Source organism: Alteromonas sp. 07-89-2 (genome assembly GCF_013113925.1).
GTDB classification, from domain to species: domain Bacteria; phylum Pseudomonadota; class Gammaproteobacteria; order Enterobacterales; family Alteromonadaceae; genus Alteromonas; species Alteromonas macleodii.
Genome location: NZ_VTYM01000011.1, coordinates 79,927 through 103,432, shown reverse-complemented (window position 1 = coordinate 103,432; position 23,506 = coordinate 79,927). Strand labels below are relative to the sequence as shown.

Below are 23,506 nucleotides of genomic sequence, written 5' to 3'. Positions count from 1 at the left end.
CACCAACACGTAGGGGAGGGGCGATGGAAAGGGGCCGTCTCCAGATAAAATACGCACATAACTTATTTGGTTTTGATCAAGTTCCGATAATACCTCAGGCATTTCTGACAGCGGAGGCGAAAGAATAAGGCCTGCCAATTGCGCGGTGTCTACCATGTCCACCAGTTCTTTCGCTATGTTTTTAGAGCTTGCATCGCACGGGTGAATTAACAATTCGAAATTGTTTTTGCGACACACATCCAATATGCCTTTTTGCATATCGATAATGTAGTAAGCGTTGGGGTTGTCGTATACGTAACCCAGTACCGATGCTCCTTTGCTCGCTAAGTCTCGCGCTGCCTTATTTGGCGTGTATTTTAGGGCCTTTATCGCCTCTTCAACACGTTGCAAGGTGTCGGGTTTTACCGTGCCTTCCTTGTTAATTACGCGCGAAACGGTCTTTATCGAAACACCCGCCATTTCGGCAACACTTTTGATGGTAGCAGCCAAATTCGATCTCACTTTAAAAATTGGTTTAATTTTCAACAATTAAGAAGCTTGTATTACTTTTTTGTTAAAAAATTAATTGCAGCCTTACATTGTGTCATGTAAGTTAACATTCAATGACAGCGTTGTCATCAAAAAGCTGTACCCCACAACAACGCCTGTCATTTTATTATTTCAATAAATGACAGCGTTGTCATTTATGGCTGAGAGAAGGTAAATACAATGTTCAAAAACCAACAACATAAACTAACAAGAAGTGTTCGCCTCGCCATAGCTATGGGCGCATTAACAAGTATTTCAGCACCTATTGCGGTAGCACAGGAAGCAGGTGAAACTGAAATCATCGAAGTCACAGGGATCCGCGGAAGCCAAAAGGCCAACATCAATGCCAAGCGTTTTTCTAACGCCATTGTTGACGCTATCACTGCTGAAGACATTGGTAAGTTCCCCGATAAAAACGTGGCAGAAACACTTGCCCGTGTTCCGGGTATTACCATCGACCGCGATTTTGGTGAAGGGCAAGGCGTAACTATACGCGGCGTTCAGCCAGACCAAAACTTAACCCTAGTGAACGGTCAAGCCGTGGGAACCGGTCAGTGGTTTGTGTTATCAGACGCAACCCGTAACTTTAACTTCGAAATTTTAGCGTCAGAAATGATTGCAGGTTTAGAAGTGTACAAGTCGTCTCAGGCAGACATTGATGAAGGCGCATTGGGTGGAACGGTAATTCTGAAAACACGTAAACCGTTCGACCTTGACGCTAATTCTGGACAAATCTCGGTAGAAGGCCAGTATGGTGATATCGCCGATTCACTCGACCCAACGCTATCTGGTTTGTACAGCTGGAAAAACGATGACGAAACCTTTGGTATTCTTTTCTCAGGCTCTTATCAAGAAAGAACGGTAGAGCGTGAAACTAACGAAGACTTCGGCTGGTTCGGCCCTAGCATCCCTCGTATCGACCCACTTATTGAAGCACCAGTCGGCGCTTCACAAAAAGGCGCTATTCCATGGGGAATGGGCTCAGCGTTGTTTAAGCAAGACCGTGAGCGCGTTGGTTTTGATGTAACTGCTCAATGGGCACCTACCGACGACTTCGACGTGTCTGTCCACTATTTATCGTCAACGCTTAAAGCTGACAACGTAAACTCTAACTTGATTGGTATTCCGTTTCGCGGTGTGGCGTACACAGGTACAGACACCAGTCCGGGTACGGTGAGCAGCGACAACGTAGTAGAGTCGCTTAGCATGATGGGTGTAGATAACCGCCCTGAGTGGGCGCGCTTTATGGCGTATGACAACATCTTCCGCGATGGTTCTGAAATGTCTACCGAGATCGTAGATATTGAGGGGCACTATCTTATGGGTGATGGCAAGTTGCACTTCCAGTTAGGTACAACCACGGGTGAAGGCGAAAACCGAGATTTCTTTACTGAGTTTTGGGCTAGCGCAAACGACCCGCGTGCAGCCATCGATTTTTACAACCCAGGTGGCGACAACCCGTATATCGATTTTACAACGGCAAGCCCATGGCTAGCTAACCCAACGGATGAAATGTGGTTGGGAGGAATATTCGACCAGCTAAATGCAACGGAAGATAAAGAAAACTATATCCAGTTTGACTACGAGCATTCAGTAGATTGGGGTGCAGTAACCGAAATCAAAACGGGTATTAAGCGTCGCGATCGTAGCTTTGCGCAATCTCGCTACAGAACTGACTTGGCCAACTTAGCGCCGGTAGGTGAAGGTAGCCTTGGCCCAGCGTCATCGTTTTGGAATGGCGACATGATTAACGTGTCTCACGACAACACCAACGGTGTGGCTGCCAGCTACTTCTTCCCTGACAAAGACAGCATGTACAACGCATTATATAGCGTAGCCGAATGTGCTGATGACACTACTATACTTTGCCGCCGTACCGATGAATTCTTAGATGAATCTTCATTTGAGATAGAAGAAGATATTACTGCACTTTACGCCATGGCGAAATTTAGTGGTGATGGTTTCAGAGGTAATGTGGGTATGCGTTACGTTGAGACCGATTCAACATCGAACGGTTACGACCTAACAACAGGCGAAGCGGTAGCGTTTGACGGTGGTTACAACGAATGGCTGCCAAGCATCAACTTGTCGTACGACTTATCTGAAGATGTGTTACTTCGTATGGCGGCAGCACGTGTGCTTACACGTCCAGCACCGTTTCAGTTAGCACCTGCAGTAAACTTAACGCCTGAAACTAGTTCTGGCTCTGCTGGTAACCCGCAGCTTAACCCGCTAACTGCTAACCAATTTGAAGTGGGTGCAGAATGGTACTTTAGCGAATCATCTGTAGCCGCGGTAACGGTGTTCAAGAAAGATATTAACGACTTTATCTTTACCAAAACCGTATCTCGTGAAATTGATGGTCAGCAAATCAATCAGCTAAGAACGCCAGAAAATGGTGGCTCAACCACAATCGATGGTATCGAAATGCAAATTCAGCATGTGTTCGACAACGGTTTCGGTGGCTACGCTAACTACACCTACACTGATGTGGCCGACGCACAAGTTGATGAAGCGGTTGCCGTTACAGACAATGACGGCAGCATCATTGGTGCTACTATCGCAACGCGCTCAGTAAGCTTCCCGAACACGTCAAAAGACTCGTTTAACGTAGGTGTGTTCTACGAAACTGATCTTTACAGCGCGCGCTTAAACTACAACTATCGCTCTGAGTACTTTATTGCCCAAGCTGAAATTGGCGATCAGTACCGCGACGAACAGTCACAGCTTGATGCGCAGGTAAGCTGGAACGTGACAGAAACCATTACACTCAAAGCTGAAGCCCTTAACCTTACCGACGAAATCTGGGAGAACTACTATGTTCGAAGCAGTGACGGTAAGCGACTTGGTGGAACGCAAAGTGCTAATGGACGCCGTTTCTTCATCGGCGCTAGCATGAAGTTCTAGTTGCTAGTATGTGAAGATAGTTCGTGTGTTCACTATCTTCACTTAGCATAGGGTAGGGCGTTTGCTTTACCCTTGTTTTACTCTGAAATTGTGATTTAAGGATGTGCGACGTGATCCGCAAAACGACCAATATTGTCAAAGCGTGCTTGAGCTTGTCGTTACTGCTAGTGGGCAGCGCTTCGGCAATGGCTGAAACGCCTTCGCTACAGCAAGCCAGCTTGAATGCGCTAGGAGAAAGCCTCGATGTACATTACGAAGTATTAAGTAATGTGGACGATAGTTTGTGCCGGGTACATATTCCAAAAGGCGACTGCTTTTCGTCAGAGCTTACGATAGCAACCATGGCAATCCCCATTGAAGCCTCTACGTCGCTTTACTTTAGTCATATTGCGCCTATTCGCGGTTATGACTCAAAAAATGCAGTTCGTATTGAGCATATAAACGGTGACCTGCACCGCCTAACGTTCGAAGAAAAGGTGAACGCAAGTGATCAAATTAAGGTAACGCTATCTGCGCCCTTTTGGCACGCCTCTCGCTCAGACGCAATGCCGAACTATTACTTAACTTACCCTGCTTTATCACCGGTGGTGGTGGCCTCCACAACTCGCGTGAAAGAGTCGGGAAGCAATTTACTCATCAATCAACACACTGGCTTGTGGAACAAACACGCCCAGTACAAACGCACTGAAAACGACAATACACCGCTTATGGACAGCGCGTATTTATACAATAAGGGCGATTCAGCGCTAATTTCAGATGATGTCCAGAACCGTGTTATTCCCAACGTAAGTCGAAGAGATGATTCGGATAAATTTGTTGCAGCCGCTGGCATTAATATAGATAAGTCAGATCAAGACATGCTTGCTCCAGCCATTGAGCAAATGGCCTATTTTGGCCTGACTAACCAGAAAACAGGCTTACCGTTTAAGGTTATTATTCGCAGCGCTCACGATGCGAACGCCCTTGCAAATGAACCCGCAACAACAAGCGCAAAAGAAGGCTATGCGCTTAGCATAACAGAGCAAAGCGCCACGATAATTGCCAACGATAACATTAGTGCTAACTACGGTTTGCTAACACTAATGCAAGTATTTGATGCGCAGCATGGCCGCTTTCCTATCACTGAAATTGCAGACTCGCCACGATTCGAATTTCGCGGAATGCACTTAGATATTGCTCGACACTTTCCGGGAAAAGCCGCGATTGAATCTGTTGTTCGCCAAATGTTCACCTATAAGCTCAATAAGCTACACCTTCACTTAAGTGATGACGAGGGCTGGAGATTAGCTATCGATGCTTTGCCCGAGCTTACCGAAATTGGTGCGTTTCGATGCCACGATTTGTCTGAAACACAGTGCTTGCTGCCTCAGCTGGGAAGCGGGCCTTTTAAAAGTGCTACAGGTAACGGCTTTCTTACGCAGCAAGACTACATTGATATTTTAACAATGGCTCATGCGCGCGGTATAGAAGTTATTCCGTCGCTTGATATGCCCGGCCATGCCCGCGCAGCGATTGTTGCTATGAATGCGCGCTACAAGCGGCTTATGGCAGAGGGTAACTCAGATGCTGCAAATGAATTCTTACTGGTAGATAAAGAAGATAAAACCCAGTATGAAAGCGTTCAATTCTATTCAGATAACACCATAAACCCCTGTTTAGCTAGCAGCTATCATTTTATCGAAACCGTACTTACCTCTGTGAAATCACTGCATGAAAAGGCCAACGTTCCGTTGACTCACTTCCATGTTGGCGCCGATGAAACCGCCGGTGCTTGGGTTAAATCGCCTGTATGCGCTGCGAAAGGTCAAAAGGCAGATGAAATACTGCCGGCTTTTGTTACCGAAGTGCAGAAAATTGCGCAAAAGCACAATATAGCAATTGGTGGCTGGAGCGATGGCATGGAAAAAGCCGTAAATACACTGGATAACAGTAGCGCGTATACCAACGTTTGGCATCTTCTTGCTGCGGGTGGAGAGAAAACAGTATCGCACTTTGCGAAGGAAAATATTCCGGTAGTACTTTCGTTTCCAGACGTGCTTTATTTTGACTTTCCTTACCAAAGTAATCCTTATGAACCTGGCTATTACTGGGGTTCACGGGCAACCGATACCGAAAAAGTATTTTCGTTTATGCCCGAACAGCTGCCGCTTCATGGCGAGTTATGGACCGACCGTATGGGCCACAGTTACAGCAGTTCTGCTGAGGCCGACACATCATCAGTAATCGGTATTCAGGGGCAGCTGTGGTCAGAAGTCACCGTGAATCAAGATGCCGTGGAGTATATGGTGTTTCCCCGACTATTGGCCTTGGCTGAACGGGCCTGGCACTACGCACCATGGCAACAAAACGCGAAAGCACTGCATGAAAAAGGTGGTTTAATAAACCAGCAGACAAACGACTGGCAAGCGTTTGAGTTAGCGTTATTTAACCGCCATGCACCCGCGCTAGTGCAGCAGGGAGTGAATGTGCGTGTACCTTCGCCAGCAGCGGTAATTAACAATGGTAAGTTACATATAAAGCCAGTGTCTGGTCTTACGATGGAGTATTTAACTTCAGGTAACAAGTGGGAAACCTTTACCGCTCCTGTTGAAGTGAAGGGGATCGTAACTATACGCGCTAGAATTGCGGGAACACAGCAAATGAGTCGACAGGTGCAGTTATAAGTGCCTGTTTTTATTGGTTAAAATGACAGCGTTGTCATGTTTTTACCAAGTGCATCTATGCATTTATCTATACTGAGATGTTTAAATGAGCTCTGATTTATTTTTTATTGGCATAGACGGTGGTGGCACCAAGTGCCGAGCACGATTAGAAGACGTTGACGGAAATGTCTTGGGTGAGGGCGTAAGTGGCCCTGCCAATATTATGCGCGATAGCGATTTAGCTAAAGCGTCGATAGTAGATGCGATTAATATCGCTATTTCGAATGCAGGGAACGCCAACACATCTGAGCAAATTTCGCTGTCGCAGTGCGTGGTAGGCGCCGGTCTAGCTGGCGCAAACATTGAGTCTGCGAAGCAACAGTTTGAACAATGGCAGCACCCGTTTCATTCGCTACACGTGTTAAGCGATTTACACGCCGCATGCGTTGGAGCACACAATGGAAACCCGGGAGCAGCGATAATTATTGGTACGGGTTCATCGGGCACCATGTGGCAAGATGAATCTTTTCAAGATGTTGGTGGGCACGGATTTCCTATCGGCGACAAAGCCAGTGGGGCTTGGCTAGGTTTAAAGGCCGTGCAGCACACGCTATTGTGTTTAGATGAGTTGGAAAAAAAGGATGAACTTGCAGCAGAAGTGTGTAACGCCCTGCAATCATCATGCACCCAAGAAATCGTAGCGAAATGTGCGGAATTTAACACCCATCACTATGCCGCCTTGGTAGAACGTATGCTGCCTTTGCTATACACAAAGCAAAACAAGGTTACCGCACTTTTTGAAGAGGGTGCGGTTTACATTGAGCGTATGGCAAAGCGACTTCTTGCTAATCACAACCATTGTTTAGCCATGATAGGTGGGCTTAGCAATGTTTATTCAGCCTATTTTTCAGAATCCATCAAAGCGCGTTTAGTACCCTGCAAAGCAACGCCGCAGCAAGGTGCTATTTATCATGCAAAAGCCGCGTTTAATCACAAAGAAGGTGAGAAATGAGTTTATCTATAATGGCAAAAGAAGCCAGAGAGTTTCCGTCAGTTATTGCGCAGCAGTTAGATAAGAATGATGAAGCGATCAGTCAGTTAGCGGGTAGGTTACAGCAATTAAACCCTAACTTGATTTATATTATTGGTCGCGGCTCGTCAGATCATGCCGGCGTGTTTGGGAAATATCTCTTTGAAACAGAAATGGGTATTCCTGTATGCAGTGCCGCCCTTTCAATAGCAGGCATATTCAAACGCCAATTGAATTTGAAGGGGGCGGTAGCTTTTATTATCTCTCAATCTGGTCGCAGCCCAGACATACTAAAGCAAACCGAGTCGGCCAAAAACGGCGGGGCGTTTACGATTGCCTTCGTGAATGATGAAACGTCGCCATTAGCCGAGCTGGCTGATGCCGTTATTCCTTTATCTGCCGGGGAAGAAAAGGCGGTTGCGGCTACTAAGAGCTTTTTAGCAACGCTGTCGGCGCTTCTCCATTTGTGTGCCCGTTGGAGCGAAAATACCTCGCTATTTAATGCGCTAAAAGCCATGCCTTCGCAGCTAGAAGCGGTGATCAATGCGCCGTCTCAGCTAACAAAAGCCCATTTAGAAAATACGCGAAACACCATTGTTTTGGGGCGTGGCTTTGGCTATGCGGTTGGGCGAGAAGTAGCGCTTAAATTAAAAGAAGTATTGGGTATACATGCCGAAGCGTTTAGCAGTGCAGAGTTCATCCATGGCCCAGTGACGTTAGTTGAGAAAAAGCTGAAGCTTATTTCGTTAAACATAGAAGATGAGAGCGCACCTTTTCATCAAAACATGGTGCAAGATGTGAGATCCCGTGGCGGTGAGTGCATAGATCTGCAAGGGGGAGTAACGTCTTCACACCCAAGGCTGGACGCACTTTTACTAATGCAACGCTTCTATCTGGATATAGAGAAAATTGCCGTTGAATTAGGTTTGAACCCAGATACGCCACCCGGATTAAACAAGGTAACGAAAACCCAATGAAGACCATTATTCTGGCTGAAAAGGTGCTGATGAACGGTGCCTGGCAGCATAATCAGGTGCTAAGCATTGAAAAGGGTGTGATAGCTGACATTGCACCTCTTTCTTACTTTAAGAAAGACGCAACGGCAACAATCAACGAGCGCATACGTGGTGCAGTTATTCCAGGCTACATCGACACGCAGGTAAATGGTGGTGGAGGCGCGATGTTTAATCATGCTCCCACGCTTGAAAGCATAAACGTGATGGCCGATGCACATCTGAAATACGGCACCACCACATTGTTTCCAACGCTCATTACCGACGATATAGACACCATTGAGCAAGCGGCAGATGCAGTAAGCGAGGCCATTGCACAGGCGCACCCCTGTGTTGAGGGGGTTCATTTTGAAGGGCCGCACCTTTCTGTTGAGAAAAAAGGCGTGCACTTGCCACGCTATATTCGCGCACTTTCAGATCGTGAACTGGCAACCTATACCCGAAGAGATATTGGGCAAGTCCTTATTACGGTTGCGCCTGAAAACGTGCCCTGCGACATCATCCGAGATTTGGTGGGGCAAGGAGTTATTGTTGCATTAGGGCATTCAAACGCACCGTTTGAAACCGTGCAAAATGCATTAGACGCTGGGGCATCAGGCTTTACCCACCTTTATAACGCCATGTCGCCACTGACTTCCAGAGAGCCTGGAATGGTGGGGGCGGCGCTACTTAACAACAGCGTGTGCGGGATAATTGTGGACCATCATCACATTCACCCGAAAGCGGTAGAGTTGGCTTATAAGGTGAAAGGGCCGCATCATTTAATGCTAGTAACTGACGCCATGGCCCACGTGGGCGCAAGCGACGATACCATCGCGTTCTTCGATACTCATATCACGCGCCAAGGTAACAAGTTAACCACGCCCGACGGGACGTTAGCTGGTAGCTGTTTAGATATGCACGGCGCAGTAACGAACAGCATTAATGACATCAATATTGCACTAGAACATGCCAGTACCATGGCAAGCGCAACGCCAGCACGCTTCACCAAAATACATGATAGGGTAGGTGAAATAGAGGTAGGAAAGCGCGCTAACTTTTTAGTGATAAACAACGACAATACTCTGTTAGAAGTGTGGCAGAACGGAAGTAAATGCCTTTGCGCTAACTAACAACATAATAATAAATAAGAGATCTTTGCTATGACAACACAAGCTCAGTCGCAAGTACCCAACGCAACAGGAATGGGGCGCTTTGTACCTATTTTAAGTATCGGTTTACTGTTTTTCATTTTCGGCTTCATTACATGGTTAAACGGGGCATTAATTCCGTTTTTGCAAATGGTGTGCGAGCTAACCGAAATGCAAGCGTTGCTTATCGCCTTTTGTTTTTACATTGCTTATGTAGTCATGGCGCTACCCATGGCAAAGATCCTAGAAAAAACTGGCTACCAGAAGGGCATGAGCCTAGGGCTTAGCATTATCGCCGTGGGATGTTTGTTGTTTGTACCTGCCGCAATGAGCGCCATGTTCCCCGTGTTTTTGCTGGCACAATTTGTGGTAGGTAGCGGTTTGACCATACTTCAAACAGCATCAAACCCGTTCATTGTTCGCCTGGGTAACGAAGAAAGCGCTGCCGCTCGCATTGCCTTTATGGGTCTTCTTAACAAAGCGGCTGGCGTGCTGGCTCCTATTGTTTTTACTAGTTTAGTGTTAAGTGGTTTGCCTGACGTAAACCAAGAGTCGTTAAACGCCATGCCACAAGACGTAAAAGCCACGCTAATTAATGATATGTCTGTCTCACTTATTCAGCCTTATGTTGCAATGGCAATCGCATTGGGCGTACTGGCACTGGTATTTATGCGCCTTGCATTGCCAGCCATTAATGATGAGCAAGCAGAAGGCGAAACTGCGGAAGCATCGCTTTCCTCAAATAAAGATAAAAAGATCCTGCATTTCCCACACTTAGTATTGGGCGCAATAAGCTTGTTCTTCTACGTTGGGGTAGAAGTTATCGCTGGCGACACCATTGGGCTGTATGGCTCTTCAATTGGCGTAGAAAACGCGACCACGCTAACGTCATTTACCATGATTGCAATGGTTATCGGGTACGCAGTAGGCCTTATTTGTATTCCTCGATTTATATCTCAGCAAACGGCGCTACTAAGCTCTGCGGTATTGGGCGTAGTTTTTACCACATGCATTCTAATGAGCTCAAACACTGATACTGGGATCTCTCAAGTGCTGTGGGGATGGACGGGCGTGCAATCGCTTCCTTTCTTACCTAACAGCGTGACGTGTATTGCGCTTCTTGGCTTGGCAAATGCCATGGTGTGGCCTGCAATTTGGCCGCTGGCGCTAAATAATTTAGGTAAATACACTGCACAAGGTTCGGCACTGCTTATCATGGGGATTGCAGGTGGTGCTATTTTGCCCATGGTTTACGGCGGAGCTAGTGAGCTAGTTGGTGGTCAAAGTGCCTACGCGATCATGCTACCTTGCTACTGCTTTATTGCTTACTACGCCGTATTGGGCTGTAAAAAACAACGCTGGTAAATGCCAGTGTTTTACCGTGTGGCTCACGGTTCAACTGTTTAAAGAAATGCGCTTTTTAGCGCATTTCTTGTTGTTGGTCTGCGCTGCTGCATTAAAACTGGTGCTGTCGCATTAAAGTCGGTGCTGCCACATTAGAAAAGGCAAGTAGCTGCAGTAATTTGACGAGTCTTCACTAAGTCTTAACTTATACTGAATATTTGTATTTCTGATGTTCAGTGTTTAATACATTTGCTTTTTAAATGTATTGATAAAAATTTCCAATTTGTTGCATAAACGTTAGCTCACTATACTCAATTTCGTTTTCTACCTTTCAAATTAAAAAGAGTAAGTGGAATGTCTAGTACCACCGCCCTACACGCAAAGCACCTAGAAGCCGGTGCGAAAATGGTCGATTTCTTCGGCTGGGATATGCCAATTAACTATGGTTCACAAATTGAAGAGCATCACGCTGTGCGTCAAGACGCCGGTATGTTTGATGTGTCTCACATGACCATTGTTGACGTAAAAGGCGCGCAAGCCAAAGCGTATCTTCAGTACCTTTTAGCCAACGACGTGGCAAAATTAAAAGACAAAGGCAAAGCGCTATACAGCGGCATGCTTAACGAAGAAGGCGGTGTTGTAGACGACCTTATCGTTTATCACTTCGACGAGACTAACTATCGCCTAGTGGTTAATTCAGCAACGCGCGAAAAAGACATGAACTGGTTAATGAGCAAAGCAGAAGGCTTTGACGTAACCATCACCGAGCGCCCTGAATTTGCCATGATTGCCGTACAAGGCCCTAACGCAAAAGAAAAAGCCGCCACCTTGTTCAGCGCAGCGCAAAAAGAAGCGGTAGCGGGCATGAAGCCATTCTTTGGTGTACAAGCCGAAGATTTATTCATCGCTACCACAGGTTATACCGGTGAAGCAGGCTACGAAATTATGGTGCCAGCTGAGCAAGCGGAAAGCTTCTGGCAAGCACTACTAGACGCCGGCGTTAAGCCATGCGGCCTGGGTGCGCGTGACACACTTCGCCTAGAAGCAGGCATGAACCTGTACGGCCAAGATATGGACGAAACCGTATCACCACTAGCCGCCAACATGGGCTGGACAATTACATGGGAACCAGCTGATCGTGACTTCGTAGGGCGTAAAGCACTAGAAGCGCAGCGCGAAGCGGGTACCGACAAGCTAGTAGGCTTGGTAATGACTGAAAAAGGCGTGCTGCGTCACGGTCTTAAAGTGAAAACAGAAAGCGGCGAAGGCGTTATCACTTCAGGTACGTTCTCTCCAACACTAGGACACTCAATTGCGATGGCACGAGTACCAAGTGATGTTGGTGAAACAGTAGAAGTGGAAATGCGCAAAAAGTGGGTTACAGTAAAAGTGGTTAAGCCCTCCTTTGTTCGCAATGGAAAAAGTGTTTTGTAAGGCCAAAAGCTTCTAGGCCCCGAAAGTTAACAGAGAATAACAGGAACGATTATGAGCAACATCCCAACTGATTTACGCTATGCCGCTACGCACGAATGGGTTCGCCCTGAAGGTGACGGTGTTTTCACTGTAGGTATTTCTGAGCACGCACAAGGCTTACTTGGCGACATGGTTTTCGTTGATTTGCCAGATGTTGGCGACGCAGTAAGCACTGGCGACGACGTATGTGTTGCTGAATCGGTAAAAGCAGCGTCTGACGTTTACGCGCCAATTTCAGGTGAAATTGTAGCGATTAACGAAGACCTAGAAGATTCACCAGAACTAGTTAACTCTGACCCATACGGCGACGGTTGGCTATTCAAAATTAAAGCTGACGACGCGGCCGAAGTAGAAGGTCTACTAGACGCTGAAGGCTACGAAAACAGCATCGACGAAGAGTAATTCGTTACGCAGTTTTTAAAGAACCATAATTTGAAAAGGGGCATGAAGATAATTCAGCCCCTTTTTAACTTAAAGATTTAACGCGCCCTTGCGGCAACCATTACGAGTGCTTAACAACGTTATGTCGAATACTTCCCCTACATTGGCTCAACTAGAGCAAAAAGATACTTTTATCCGCCGTCACATTGGCCCGGGTAAAGGCGAAATTGAAGAAATGCTGTCTGCTATTGGTGCAAGCTCACTAGACGATTTAATCGAGCAAACTGTACCGGCAGGTATTGCGCTACCAGAGCCACTAAAATGTGGTGAAGGGGCGACAGAAGTTGAAGCATTAAGCGAACTTAAAGCCGTTGCACAAAAGAACAAAATTAACCGTTCTTTCATTGGTATGGGTTACTACGATACTCACGTACCAAACGTTATTCTTCGCAACGTACTAGAAAATCCAGGTTGGTACACAGCGTACACGCCTTACCAGCCAGAAATTGCCCAAGGTCGTTTGGAAGCCATTCTTAACTTCCAACAAGTGACCATTGACCTAACTGGCCTAGAGCTAGCATCTGCGTCATTACTTGATGAAGGTACAGCGGCAGCAGAAGCCATGGGCCTTGCTAAGCGCGTATCTAAGAATAAAAAATCAAACGCTTTCTTCATTGCTAACGACGTTCACCCGCAAACGGTTGACGTGGTTGAAACTCGCGCTGAAATGTTTGGCTTTGAAATCATCAAAGGTGCGGCAGAAGAAGCAGCAGAACACGACGTATTCGGTGCGCTACTTCAATACCCAACCTCTACCGGTGAAGTAAAAGACATCAGCGACATCATTGCTGCAGTACAGGCGAAAAAAGGTATTGTGGCAGTAGCCGCTGACCTAATGAGCTTAGTAATGCTTAAGTCGCCTGGCGAGCTAGGTGCAGACGTTGCACTTGGTAGTGCACAGCGCTTTGGTGTACCTATGGGCTATGGTGGCCCGCATGCGGCATTCTTTGCTACACGCGACAGCTACAAGCGTTCACTACCTGGCCGTATTATTGGTGTAAGTAAAGACACCCGTGGTCGCCCAGCACTTCGTATGGCGCTACAAACTCGTGAACAACACATTCGCCGCGAAAAAGCGAACTCGAACATTTGTACAGCGCAGGTGCTGCTAGCCAACATGGCAAGCTTCTACGCGGTATACCACGGCCCACAAGGCCTTAAAACCATTGCTGAACGCATTCACCGCTTCGCCGACATTCTTGCTACTGGTTTAAACCAGAAAGGTGTAGCTCTAAAACACAGCACGTACTTCGACACGCTAACCGTTATGGTAGACAACAAAGAAGACGTACTAGCAAAAGCCTACGCAAAAGGCATGAACCTGCGCGCAGACCTTGAAGGTGCGGTAGGTGTGTCGCTAGACGAAACCACCACACGTGAAGACATTGTTGCGCTATTCGACGTATTACTTGGTGAAGATCACGGCCTTACTGTTGAAGGTTTAGATGCAGAAGTAACCACGCAAGACGTGAAATCTATTCCTGAAGGTTTAGTACGTACTAGCGACTTCCTGACCCACGAAGTGTTTAACAAGTATCACTCTGAAACAGAGATGCTTCGTTACATCAAGAGCCTTGAAAACAAAGACTTGGCGCTTAACCATTCAATGATTTCATTGGGTTCGTGCACCATGAAGCTAAACGCGACGGCTGAAATGATCCCGGTAACATGGGCTGAATTCGGTCAGCTTCACCCATTTGCACCACTAGACCAAGCAACGGGTTATCAAGAAATGATTGCCGAGCTTAGCGAGTGGCTAATTAACGTAACGGGCTACGACGCGCTTTCAATGCAGCCTAACTCAGGTGCACAAGGTGAATACGCAGGTCTATTGGCAATTCAGCGTTACCATGAAAGCCGTGGCGAAGGTCACAGAAACGTGTGCCTAATTCCAAGCTCTGCCCACGGTACTAACCCTGCGTCTGCGCAAATGGTTAGCCTTAAAGTGGTAGTAGTAGCCTGTGATAGCAAAGGTAACGTAGACCTTAACGACCTTCGCAAGAAAGCGGAAGAAGTGGGTGACAACCTATCGTGCGCCATGATCACGTACCCGTCTACTCACGGTGTATATGAAGAAACCGTACGCGAGATTTGTGACATTGTTCACCAATACGGCGGTCAGGTTTACATGGACGGCGCGAACATGAACGCGCAGGTGGGCATTACGTCGCCTGGCTTCATTGGTTCAGATGTGTCGCACCTTAACCTACACAAAACTTTCTGTATTCCACACGGTGGCGGTGGCCCAGGTATGGGACCAATTGGTGTTAAATCGCACCTTGCGCCATTCCTACCAAACCACACGGTTGTTAAGGTAGAAACGGCGGGCAAAGACTGTGGTGCGGTATCGGCAGCGCCATGGGGCAGTGCGTCTATTCTGCCTATTAGCTACATGTACATCAAAATGATGGGTAGCGCAGGCCTTCGCCGTGCAACCGAAGTTGCTATTCTTAACGCTAACTATGTGGCTAAGAAGCTAGAAGGGCACTTCCCAGTGCTTTACAAAGGCAACAATGGCCGCGTAGCGCACGAATGTATTATTGACCTTCGCCCGCTTAAAGAAGCAAGCGGTGTAACAGAGCTAGACATTGCGAAGCGCCTAAACGACTACGGTTTCCATGCGCCAACCATGAGCTTCCCAGTAGCGGGTACGCTTATGATTGAGCCAACCGAGTCGGAAGCGAAGTACGAACTAGACCGTTTCATTAATGCGATGGTGAGCATTCGCCAAGAAATTGCGAAAGTAGAAAGCGGTGAGTGGGATGCCACTGACAACCCTCTACACAACGCACCACACACGCTAGCTGACATCTGTGACAGCGACTGGAACCGCAGCTACGACCGCATGTTAGCGGCGTACCCAGCGCCAGAAGTACACAGAAACAAGTTCTGGCCAACGGTTAACCGTATTGATGACGTGTATGGCGACCGTAACCTGATCTGTTCTTGCCCTAGCATTGAGAGCTATGTTGAGGAGTAGGGTGGTTTGGCAGCGTTGCTGTTAGAGCTTTATTGATTTGGAAGGCGAACCGGTTGGTTCGCCTTTTTTGTTTTCTGGGATTTTAGAAAATATTGGTTTGAATGTAGCAACGTTATATGTAAAGTTACCTCTGTAATGCTGATTCGCTCGTTTCTGTTAACAGGCTAGAAATGTAACTCTCAAGTATAATTTATATTTGGTTGAATTATTCTATTGACGTGACTTAAATTTATCTTTTAATAGGAAAGGTAAAATACGTTGATATTGAGATATGAAAAATATTTTTATATCTAAGTTTTATCTGTTTTCTTCATAATAATTTTTGTACTGACAAAGAGTAAAAAATAATATATGAATTGATAGAATGAAAGGAAAGGCTAAAACCTAGTGTTTTTAGCCATAAAAGGATTTAATTTTAAAATGAAGAAAATAGATTTACATATACATACCATAGCTACAAGATCTGATGCTAACTTTGACTTCTCTTTTGAGCAGATGAAAGAGTATGTGGAATCAGAAAAAATAGATTGTGTTGCAATAACAAATCACAACCTTTTTGACTTGAAACAGTACAAAACGATCTCAAAAGGATTAGATATAAGTGTATTACCTGGGATAGAGGTTGATCTCGAAGGTGGGCACCTGTTAGTAATCGCAGCTCCTGATGACGTAGAAGACTTTGCTTCAAAATGTCACAAGATTCATAACTTAGCTACCTACCCCAATCCCAACGTCAATTTAGATGAGTTTAAAGAGGTTTTCCCTGATCTCGCCTCTTACATATTAATTCCTCATTACGACAAGTCACCGAAAATTAAACAACATGTTTTAGAAGAGCTCTCCGACTATATCACTGCGGGTGAAGTCCAAGCACATAAAAAGTTCATTCAAACTTATAAAAACGAAAACTCTCTAGTGCCTGTTTTGTTTAGTGATCTAAGAATGAAACCTGACTTGAAAATAATAAAATCAAGGCAAACATATATAGATGTAAGTGACTGTAGCTTTAGAAGTATAAAGCTAGGCCTAACAAAAAAAGAATACGTAAGTTTGACAGAAGAGGAGGGGAATCAATTCATAGAGATTCCAAAATCAGATATCAAAATATCTACAGGCTTAAACGTGATTTTAGGGAGAAGATCTTCTGGGAAGTCTCACACTCTGAACTCTATTAATATTAGTTCAGGAGAAGATGATGTGAAATACATCAGGCAGTTTGAATTATTAGAAAGTGATGAAGAAGCTGATAAAAAAGAGTTTGACGCCCATGTTCATAGAAATAGAAGTGATGTTACTGAAAAGTATTTGAGTCCGTTTAAGCTGGTTGTGGATGATATCTTGACTGTTGACTCAAGGAGCGACGAAGGAGACCTAGAGCGATATCTAAATTCATTGATAAGCTATGCAACTAATCAAGTAAGAAACGATGCATTTTCAAAAGCTGCACTCTTTTCTTCCCCTTTATTCTCTACAAAAGAGAGCGCAGTTCTGCAAGATTTGATTAGTGCAACAGAAAAGCTTTTGGATAATTTGGAATATAAAGCACTAATTAATACGCATCTTTCACGAGATTCTCTAATCAGACTACATGCAAACTTAGTTCAGGAATATAGGAAGGAACAAAAACAAATAAAAATTCATAAGTTTACCAATGATTTAGTAAGTAAAGTTAAGCAAGATTTAAATAGAAAGAGTTCGCAGTCACCTATAATTGATGTCAACTTTAGAAGCCTGGCCTTGAATAGAGTCAAAATAAAAAAGTTTAACGAAGTTGTCGGTTCAATAAAAAGTCCTAAACAGATAGATGAGAAGACACTGTATGGATATAAAGTAGTTGCAGAGAGAGGTGAATTTAGTAATGCAACTGATTTGGGTCAAGTGCTTAGAAAGAAAATGAGCTTAAAGCAAGCCTTTAGTTATTATAATAAACCTATTGAATATATAGAAAAACTACAAGAGGCTGGTATCGAAAATACTGAAATATATAAGCATTTTTCAAAGGTTTCGTATCGCATTTTAAATAAATACGGCGCTGCTGTATCGGGGGGGGAAAGATCAGAGTATAGATTGTTGAAAAAGCTACATGATGCAAAAGATTTTGATATCTTGTTAATTGATGAGCCAGAATCGTCGTTTGACAATATATTTTTATTTAAAAGTGTAAACTCAATTATAAAAGACTTATCCAAGCAAATGCCTGTTGTCGTCGTAACTCATAATAGTACGGTTGGCAGCTCGATAGACCCTGACTATCTGATTTATACATCGAAATCGATAGAAGACGGAAATCTAATGTACGATGTTTATTCTGGCAGACCTACGGACAAGTATCTATATACCAAATGTGGAAAAAGCAAAGAAAACTACCTTATTCAATTGGATGCACTTGAAGCGGGCTTGAAACCTTATAGACAAAGGAATGAAGATTATGAAAGTATTAAAAATTGAAAGTAACGGAATACCTAAATTTACCTCAGACGGCAAAGAGTGGAAAAATATAGAGGATATTCAAAAAGAAGATATTGCCTCAATGCTTGATTTCTGTATTGATCATGATGTTGTACTAGAAGGTTACGATGATGAACTTATCAAGAATCCAGTACAAAAAATAATCTATGAAAATATTTATAACAAGTTTAAAGCCTTTATCGGTGAAAAAGATAACTTTATAGATGAGGTAGACGGTTTGTACAAAGATGCTTTGGAAAAGTATAGAGTGAATTGAGTGTTTAGTTATCTTGGAATGCTTATAGCGGTTAGTTTCTTTTTTAGCAGATTTCAATGAATTCTCAATTGATTTACTTGTAATCATTGCCGCTAATCTGATACTTTCTGAAACACTGATTTACAGGATAAGCGTGTCTATAGTGTTCGCTTTACTTGTAACTTATTGAAGCACTGGCAAAAACTGTTGTCATGTACTTTACATAAGTAAGTCATTTCTTTGGCAAATGTTTCAATATGTAACCTAGGAAATGTTTTAAGGTAGAATTACCTACATATGAGCTCCGGACTTACTTAGTAAATTAGGTCATTCAATACTTATCAACTACTTCTTCCTAACACCCCGAATATTCCCATCCATTACAAGCACTTCAGCCAGTCCGCCTTCGCCACCCTCAAAACGAACACTACTCCCGTTCTTAGCAAAGAATCGTCCGCCACCCTCATGAAAATACTCTTCATTTTCAACATACGGTAAGGCGTTAAGTACAAAACCATTGGCTGTTTTTTCTAGCACCACATCAACGTTAACTGGCTTTGTCACCACATAGGTTCCAATGTATTTACTTAATACCGTTTGGTTTATCGGTACTAACTTCCTAACTTCAGCTTCCGAATAGCCTACGTTTAACGCTTCTTTTAAGCGTATTTCTAGTTCAGTTATTAACTGCCTACCGTTGTTGCCGTTCGTCATAATGGCATAGCCGTTGCCAGTATCTAGCTCAATGTATAGCTGCGACATAAAGCCAGCATCTGCGCCGCCGTGACCAAAGCCTAAAATTTCACCGTTATCATCCATATTGATAAAAAAGCCTATTCCTACATTAGGCGGCTCAGTGCTTGGCGTATTGTTGGTTAACATTTCCTGCGCGGTGGCTTGCGATATCCAGTCGGTTTTCTGCCCTAAATACGCACTGCGCACGCCACTTGCCAGTTTCAACATGTCTGATGGTGTGCTCCACATGCCGGCTGCTGCAAGCGTAGCGTAGGTATGCGCGCCACCCTTAATTGGCGCGCCGTCGCCGTCATAAGGCGTAGCCATATTGTTCGATAGTTTTTTCGATATGGGCTGGTCGAAGCCAGAACGTGTCATGCCTAACGGTTTAAACAAAAGCCGTTGTGACATGGTTGGCAAGGGCTCGTTAGCTACGTCTTGCAAGGTGAGTTGAGCAAGCGTAGTGCCGCCACCGGAATAACGCATTTGCGTGCCAGGTTGAATATCAACAACAACGGCATCGGTATTAGCTGGAAATGCACCTTCTAGCACCTGCTGCAAAGTAGGCACGGGTTTGCCCGCCGCGTAACCAGGAAAGCCATGTACTGTGGTACCTGCCGTGTGACTCAATAATCTGCGTAAAGAAACAACGTCTTGCCCAGTCCATTCGTGTTCAGGCAACTGCCAGCTGGTGAGTAAGGTATTCACATCTGCATCTAAATCTATCGGGTTATCTTGGCGATATTTCATCAATACTGCCGCAAATGCGGGTTTTGAAATACTGCCTGCTTGGAACACCGTGTTTTCATCAATAGCCAATTCAGAAGTCAAATCTTTAACGCCGCTTTGCATGGTCCAAGCTATTTGCCCATTTCTCATAAACGCGACAGACACACCAGGTACATCATAATGCGCTTGTCTTTGCTTTAAAGATTGGTAATCAACCTCTTGCCCTTCAATTCGAATGCGTCCAGTAAGCCCAGTTTTTAAAAGGTTGGCTTCTTTTGATTCTGCGGCAGTAGAAGGGGAGGCGGGCAAGGTTTCAGGCTCTGTACAGCCCAATAACGAAGCTAAACAAAACGAAAGTGTTAAAGAGGAGAAGAGCTTGATTGATGTCATTATGTGTATTCCATTACGAGTGAGCGTACCAGAGTACGTTCCTACTATTATTCGGTCAATGCTAACAATTTTCTAGTTCAGGCACTCAATAGCTAGTCGCCTGTATCTTCCGCAATCTTCTTTCGCAAGTTAGCTAGCCGCGTTTTATAAGCACCATTCTCAACATTTTCTTCATAGCTCATTGCTAGTGCTTTCTCTCGCATTTCAAGTGCCATGGCTAAATCGCCGTTAGCTTCATAACCGTCTGCCAGACTGTCGTAAGCATCAGATTTGTTGGGGAAGCGAGCTACATTTTTCTTAAAAATTGTAATGGCAGAGTCAAACTCTTGGTTGTTTAGCGCCGCATAACCCGCGTGGTTTACGGCTTTATATTCTGGCTTTGCTTCAAAAGCGTATTTCGCAGAAAGGTCTTGATAGTATTGCTCTACCGCAGGAATACCTTCTTGTATTATCGCACCTGTTGGGCGTAAGGAATTTAGCTGCTTTTGAAGCGCCAAGCTCATACCTGCAAGTGCAGTCGTATTGTGGCTTTCAGATGTGTCTAGCTCCGTGTCAAAGATAAACCCTTTTCGTTCGCTGCTATTTAGCAGTTCAGAGTAACGTTCGTATGCGCTTAGCATGTTTCCTCCTTCGTTACCCATATTGATATAAAGGTATTTGTTAAGGTCGCTATCTGACGCAAAGAACGCTTTTGCTTCTGGAAATATCACTTCGTCGTGCCACCACAAACTTGGGCTAAATGCGAAGTAAGCTTGAAACAGTTCAGGTCGCTCTTGCAGTGCGTATAAGGTAAAAAGGGCGCTTAATGAATGCCCAGAAACAATCGCGTAGTTATTAGTGCGATAGTTTGCCTTTACGTATGGCTTTAGCTCTTTTTCTAGAAAGTCTAAAAAGTTGTCGGCACCACCAGATATTCCCCACTGGTTGTAGCTTTCATCATAGGTAGGTGTGAAGTCTCGCGTGCGCTCGGTGTTGGTAATACCGATAACAATCATTTCCTGCGCCATTCCAGACTGATTTAGCAGATCAAGCGTGCCTACGGTATGGGCAAAATTACGCTGTCCATCTAGCAAATATAAAACTGGGTAGGTGGTGTCTTTGTAGCGGGAATAGTTATTAGGTAAGTGAATAAGCAGTTCTCGCGACTCATTCAAAACTTCTGACTTTATTGTTGTAACCACGGCCTCGCCACGTACCTTGGCGTTTACGTGAAAGCTAAGGCTAAAAGTAAGTAAGGCGCCGATAAAAACACAGGCAAGCTTTTGATACATTTGAATTTCCTTATTCTTTGTAATCGGAGCGGAACACTGAATTGTAAGTTACTAAAAAAGTAGAAATTAAACCTGTCACACAAATCAGAGGTTGTCAAAATTACATCAATTCGTGATAAAAATTACCCAAGGTTTTTACCCTAATGAATTTGTAGAGTGCGAGAAATAGAGGTTTTGCAACTCATTTAGTTGCCGTTGCAGTGGCGGACACTTTAGCGGTTATACCCAAGGCGGGGATTACACGATAAATTAAAATTGAACAAAAAGTGTACAAATTAATTTTTATTGTGTATAAAAAATGTACAGAAAGGGATTTTGACATGAAAAGACAACTATTATTTTTTATTGTGGTTTTGGCGGTCAGCGGCTGTGCATACACGCCAAAAGAGGATCTAGAAAAATATAAAAATAATTCTAGAAAACACATTCTCCGGGTTTCAAACCACGGTTACCTCATAGAAGACGGAATCACTCTTCAAAACGGTTTAGCAGATACAGCTAGCAAGCATCTCACTATTGAAGAAACAGCTTACAAATATAGCGATATTTTTACAGGGGCTTTTGAGCTGGCATGCGAAAATGGCAGAGTTTCGTTATCTGATGCTCAAAAAAATGAGTGTAAAAAGTCTGCTCGACAGTTTATGAAGGAGGTAGCGCGTTGCTCAGTTGGGCAGCCCTCAGGTGGCTGTGACAGTATCAACTCATCTAATTTTGAGAGATTTTTTGTCGAGAAATCTACCCCAATAAAACTGCTAGTGTATTTTCACGGGGGATTGAACAAGTATAAACACACCGACCAAAGGATGGAGTCACAGATTGGCTCGATTATGAAAGGACTGCCAAAAACTAAATTTCAAAATAAAAAGGTCGGGGATAATAGCTTACCTATCACTGAGCATTGGCAATTCCCTGTTTTTGTTTCTTGGCCATCTTCAGCTTTGGATACTTACAAAGAGCACTTGCTAGAACTAAGAGAGGGAAGGAGAGTTGCCCCCAGCTTGTCATATTTTTCTTCTCCCATAATTTTGATAGAAGATCTTGTTACTTCAGTGGGCGAATTCCCTATGAATGTCTACTATCAATTCACAAACGATAAAGATCGACTTGCATCAAGAGGTGGCATTGGATTATCACATGTTTGGATAGAGTCTGATAACCAGTTTGCGAGCTTACAATGCGATCGCAATGATACAACTCAGCCAAATGAGTTTGCAGTAAAAGAAATTTTTCTCAAAGGCGACTCTGTGATACGGATAAACCGCTCTGAATACAATCGCAACTCGTTTCAGCACAAGTTGAAAAGTGGCGTGTTCATAGCTGCTACACCTTTTAGGTACGTTCTAGGTAGCGCATGGAATGGAACCATTGCTGGGAACGCGTGGAAAGTAATGAAGCGTAGAGCCAGAAACATGTTTGACCCGACAGGGGATGCAGATAACCGCCTGCAAAAAGAAAATTTAGAGTTGTTTAAAGATGGTATAGGTAGTTCGCTCGGTTCTTTTTTTGAAAGCCTCTTCGCTCTTAAACAAAGATATCCAACGCTGAACCTGCAGTTAAATTTGGTAGGCCACAGCATGGGAACAATTGCTATTAACAATCTATTAGAAAAATATGAATCGGATTGGACCGAATCAGGAGTCTTAAAAAATGTTGTTTACATGGCTGCTGCAGCTAGTACCGAAGAGACTCTCTCTATTGTTCCCGACTTGATGAAATCTGACAATTCATTTGACTTCTTCAACTTAACTTTAAATAGAGTTTCCGAAGTTGCAGAGTTTTACGCTTTTGGTTTTGCGCCTTCGGGCTCGCTATTGGTATCGATAGACAAGTATCACGACGAACCAGAGCATCACTTGAAGCGAACATTCGGCTCTGAAATAAATGTGCGATCTTCTTTACCTGCAATTCTTAAGTCCTTCAATGGCGTTAAGGGGAACGTGGTTTTAAAATCATTTAACGATATCGAAGCACTTGAAACATCGTTCAATATTCCTGTAATGCACGGTGACTTCGGAGACCTAGATTATTGGCTACCCTCAACGTGGGCAATCACAAATGCAAATTATGAAAAGCCAACAGCTAATCAAACCTTCAAATGTGAACCGTTAATAGAGCGCCCATATAAACCCAGTGAAGGTGAAACTCAAAAAAATTCAGATGTCTTATTTATTAACTAATCAAGGAAGAGA

At 44.4% G+C, this 23,506-nt stretch carries 15 protein-coding genes; 12 read left to right on the top strand and 3 right to left on the bottom strand.

The features are described 5' to 3' along the window. A partial coding sequence (locus tag F0261_RS09600) for a LacI family DNA-binding transcriptional regulator (protein WP_171337830.1) occupies positions 1-489 on the bottom strand: 489 nt, incomplete at its 3' end. A 219-nt stretch (positions 490-708) separates the two neighbouring features. Between F0261_RS09600 and F0261_RS09595 the strand changes: the two genes are divergently transcribed. The 11 genes from F0261_RS09595 (at position 709) to F0261_RS09545 (ending at position 18,213) form a co-directional block, all read left to right on the top strand. After that, entirely contained in the window at positions 709-3,435 is a 2,727-nt protein-coding gene (locus tag F0261_RS09595; protein ID WP_171337829.1) for a TonB-dependent receptor, read from the top strand. A gap of 110 nt (positions 3,436-3,545) precedes the next feature. After that, positions 3,546-6,098, top strand: coding sequence for a family 20 glycosylhydrolase (locus F0261_RS09590; RefSeq protein ID WP_014979995.1), 2,553 nt, complete (start codon positions 3,546-3,548; stop codon positions 6,096-6,098). 85 nt (positions 6,099-6,183) lie between these two features. Then, the gene (locus F0261_RS09585) at positions 6,184-7,089 is read left to right on the top strand and encodes a BadF/BadG/BcrA/BcrD ATPase family protein (RefSeq protein WP_171337828.1); all 906 of its coding nucleotides are present in this window, start codon (positions 6,184-6,186) and stop codon (positions 7,087-7,089) included. Then, a complete protein-coding gene (nagB-II, locus tag F0261_RS09580) occupies positions 7,086-8,084 on the top strand; it encodes a glucosamine-6-phosphate deaminase NagB-II (RefSeq protein ID WP_014979993.1) in 999 nt (332 codons plus the stop codon). Before F0261_RS09585 ends, nagB-II begins: the two co-directional genes overlap by 4 nt. Beyond that, a complete protein-coding gene (nagA, locus tag F0261_RS09575) occupies positions 8,081-9,232 on the top strand; it encodes an N-acetylglucosamine-6-phosphate deacetylase (protein ID WP_171337827.1) in 1,152 nt (383 codons plus the stop codon). The genes nagB-II and nagA overlap by 4 nt, the downstream gene beginning before the upstream one ends. A gap of 30 nt (positions 9,233-9,262) precedes the next feature. Continuing rightward, entirely contained in the window at positions 9,263-10,615 is a 1,353-nt protein-coding gene (locus F0261_RS09570; RefSeq protein ID WP_171337826.1) for a sugar MFS transporter, read from the top strand. Between the two features lie 333 nt (positions 10,616-10,948). Beyond that, positions 10,949-12,028, top strand: a complete 1,080-nt coding sequence (gene gcvT / locus F0261_RS09565) for a glycine cleavage system aminomethyltransferase GcvT (protein ID WP_014950361.1) — start codon at positions 10,949-10,951, stop codon at positions 12,026-12,028. A 51-nt stretch (positions 12,029-12,079) separates the two neighbouring features. After that, complete coding sequence (gene gcvH, locus F0261_RS09560; protein ID WP_014950360.1) at positions 12,080-12,469, top strand: glycine cleavage system protein GcvH; 390 nt, start codon at positions 12,080-12,082, stop codon at positions 12,467-12,469. A 121-nt stretch (positions 12,470-12,590) separates the two neighbouring features. Further along, on the top strand, positions 12,591-15,488 hold the full coding sequence (gene gcvP / locus F0261_RS09555; RefSeq protein ID WP_171337825.1) for an aminomethyl-transferring glycine dehydrogenase: 2,898 nt from the start codon (positions 12,591-12,593) through the stop codon (positions 15,486-15,488). Positions 15,489-15,908: 420 nt separating this feature from the next. Further along, entirely contained in the window at positions 15,909-17,936 is a 2,028-nt protein-coding gene (locus F0261_RS09550) for a histidinol phosphatase (RefSeq protein ID WP_171337824.1), read from the top strand. After that, complete coding sequence (locus F0261_RS09545) at positions 17,917-18,213, top strand: hypothetical protein (RefSeq protein ID WP_171337823.1); 297 nt, start codon at positions 17,917-17,919, stop codon at positions 18,211-18,213. Before F0261_RS09550 ends, F0261_RS09545 begins: the two co-directional genes overlap by 20 nt. Positions 18,214-18,537: 324 nt before the next feature. On the opposite strand, the gene F0261_RS09540 is transcribed toward F0261_RS09545, so the two are convergent. Beyond that, positions 18,538-20,046: a serine hydrolase gene (locus F0261_RS09540; RefSeq protein WP_171337822.1), complete on the bottom strand. Its 1,509-nt coding sequence runs from the start codon at positions 20,044-20,046 to the stop codon at positions 18,538-18,540. A gap of 92 nt (positions 20,047-20,138) precedes the next feature. Further along, the gene (locus F0261_RS09535; RefSeq protein ID WP_171337821.1) at positions 20,139-21,317 is read right to left on the bottom strand and encodes an alpha/beta hydrolase-fold protein; all 1,179 of its coding nucleotides are present in this window, start codon (positions 21,315-21,317) and stop codon (positions 20,139-20,141) included. Between the two features lie 320 nt (positions 21,318-21,637). Here F0261_RS09535 and F0261_RS09530 point away from each other — a divergent pair, with 320 nt between their 5' ends. Next, on the top strand, positions 21,638-23,494 hold the full coding sequence (locus tag F0261_RS09530) for a hypothetical protein (protein WP_171337820.1): 1,857 nt from the start codon (positions 21,638-21,640) through the stop codon (positions 23,492-23,494). The last annotated feature ends 12 nt before the right edge of the window (positions 23,495-23,506 follow it).

Bases quoted from the DNA above. Each gene is read 5' to 3' on its own strand.
- F0261_RS09595 (WP_171337829.1), top strand. From the start codon at position 709: ATGTTCAAAAACCAACAACATAAACTAACAAGAAGTGTTCGCCTCGCC.
- F0261_RS09585 (WP_171337828.1), top strand. From the start codon at position 6,184: ATGAGCTCTGATTTATTTTTTATTGGCATAGACGGTGGTGGCACCAAG.
- nagB-II (WP_014979993.1), top strand. From the start codon at position 7,086: ATGAGTTTATCTATAATGGCAAAAGAAGCCAGAGAGTTTCCGTCAGTT.
- nagA (WP_171337827.1), top strand. From the start codon at position 8,081: ATGAAGACCATTATTCTGGCTGAAAAGGTGCTGATGAACGGTGCCTGG.
- F0261_RS09570 (WP_171337826.1), top strand. From the start codon at position 9,263: ATGACAACACAAGCTCAGTCGCAAGTACCCAACGCAACAGGAATGGGG.
- gcvT (WP_014950361.1), top strand. From the start codon at position 10,949: ATGTCTAGTACCACCGCCCTACACGCAAAGCACCTAGAAGCCGGTGCG.
- gcvH (WP_014950360.1), top strand. From the start codon at position 12,080: ATGAGCAACATCCCAACTGATTTACGCTATGCCGCTACGCACGAATGG.
- gcvP (WP_171337825.1), top strand. From the start codon at position 12,591: ATGTCGAATACTTCCCCTACATTGGCTCAACTAGAGCAAAAAGATACT.
- F0261_RS09550 (WP_171337824.1), top strand. From the start codon at position 15,909: ATGAAGAAAATAGATTTACATATACATACCATAGCTACAAGATCTGAT.
- F0261_RS09545 (WP_171337823.1), top strand. From the start codon at position 17,917: ATGAAAGTATTAAAAATTGAAAGTAACGGAATACCTAAATTTACCTCA.
- F0261_RS09540 (WP_171337822.1), bottom strand. From the start codon at position 20,046: ATGACATCAATCAAGCTCTTCTCCTCTTTAACACTTTCGTTTTGTTTA.
- F0261_RS09535 (WP_171337821.1), bottom strand. From the start codon at position 21,317: ATGTATCAAAAGCTTGCCTGTGTTTTTATCGGCGCCTTACTTACTTTT.
- F0261_RS09530 (WP_171337820.1), top strand. From the start codon at position 21,638: ATGAAAAGACAACTATTATTTTTTATTGTGGTTTTGGCGGTCAGCGGC.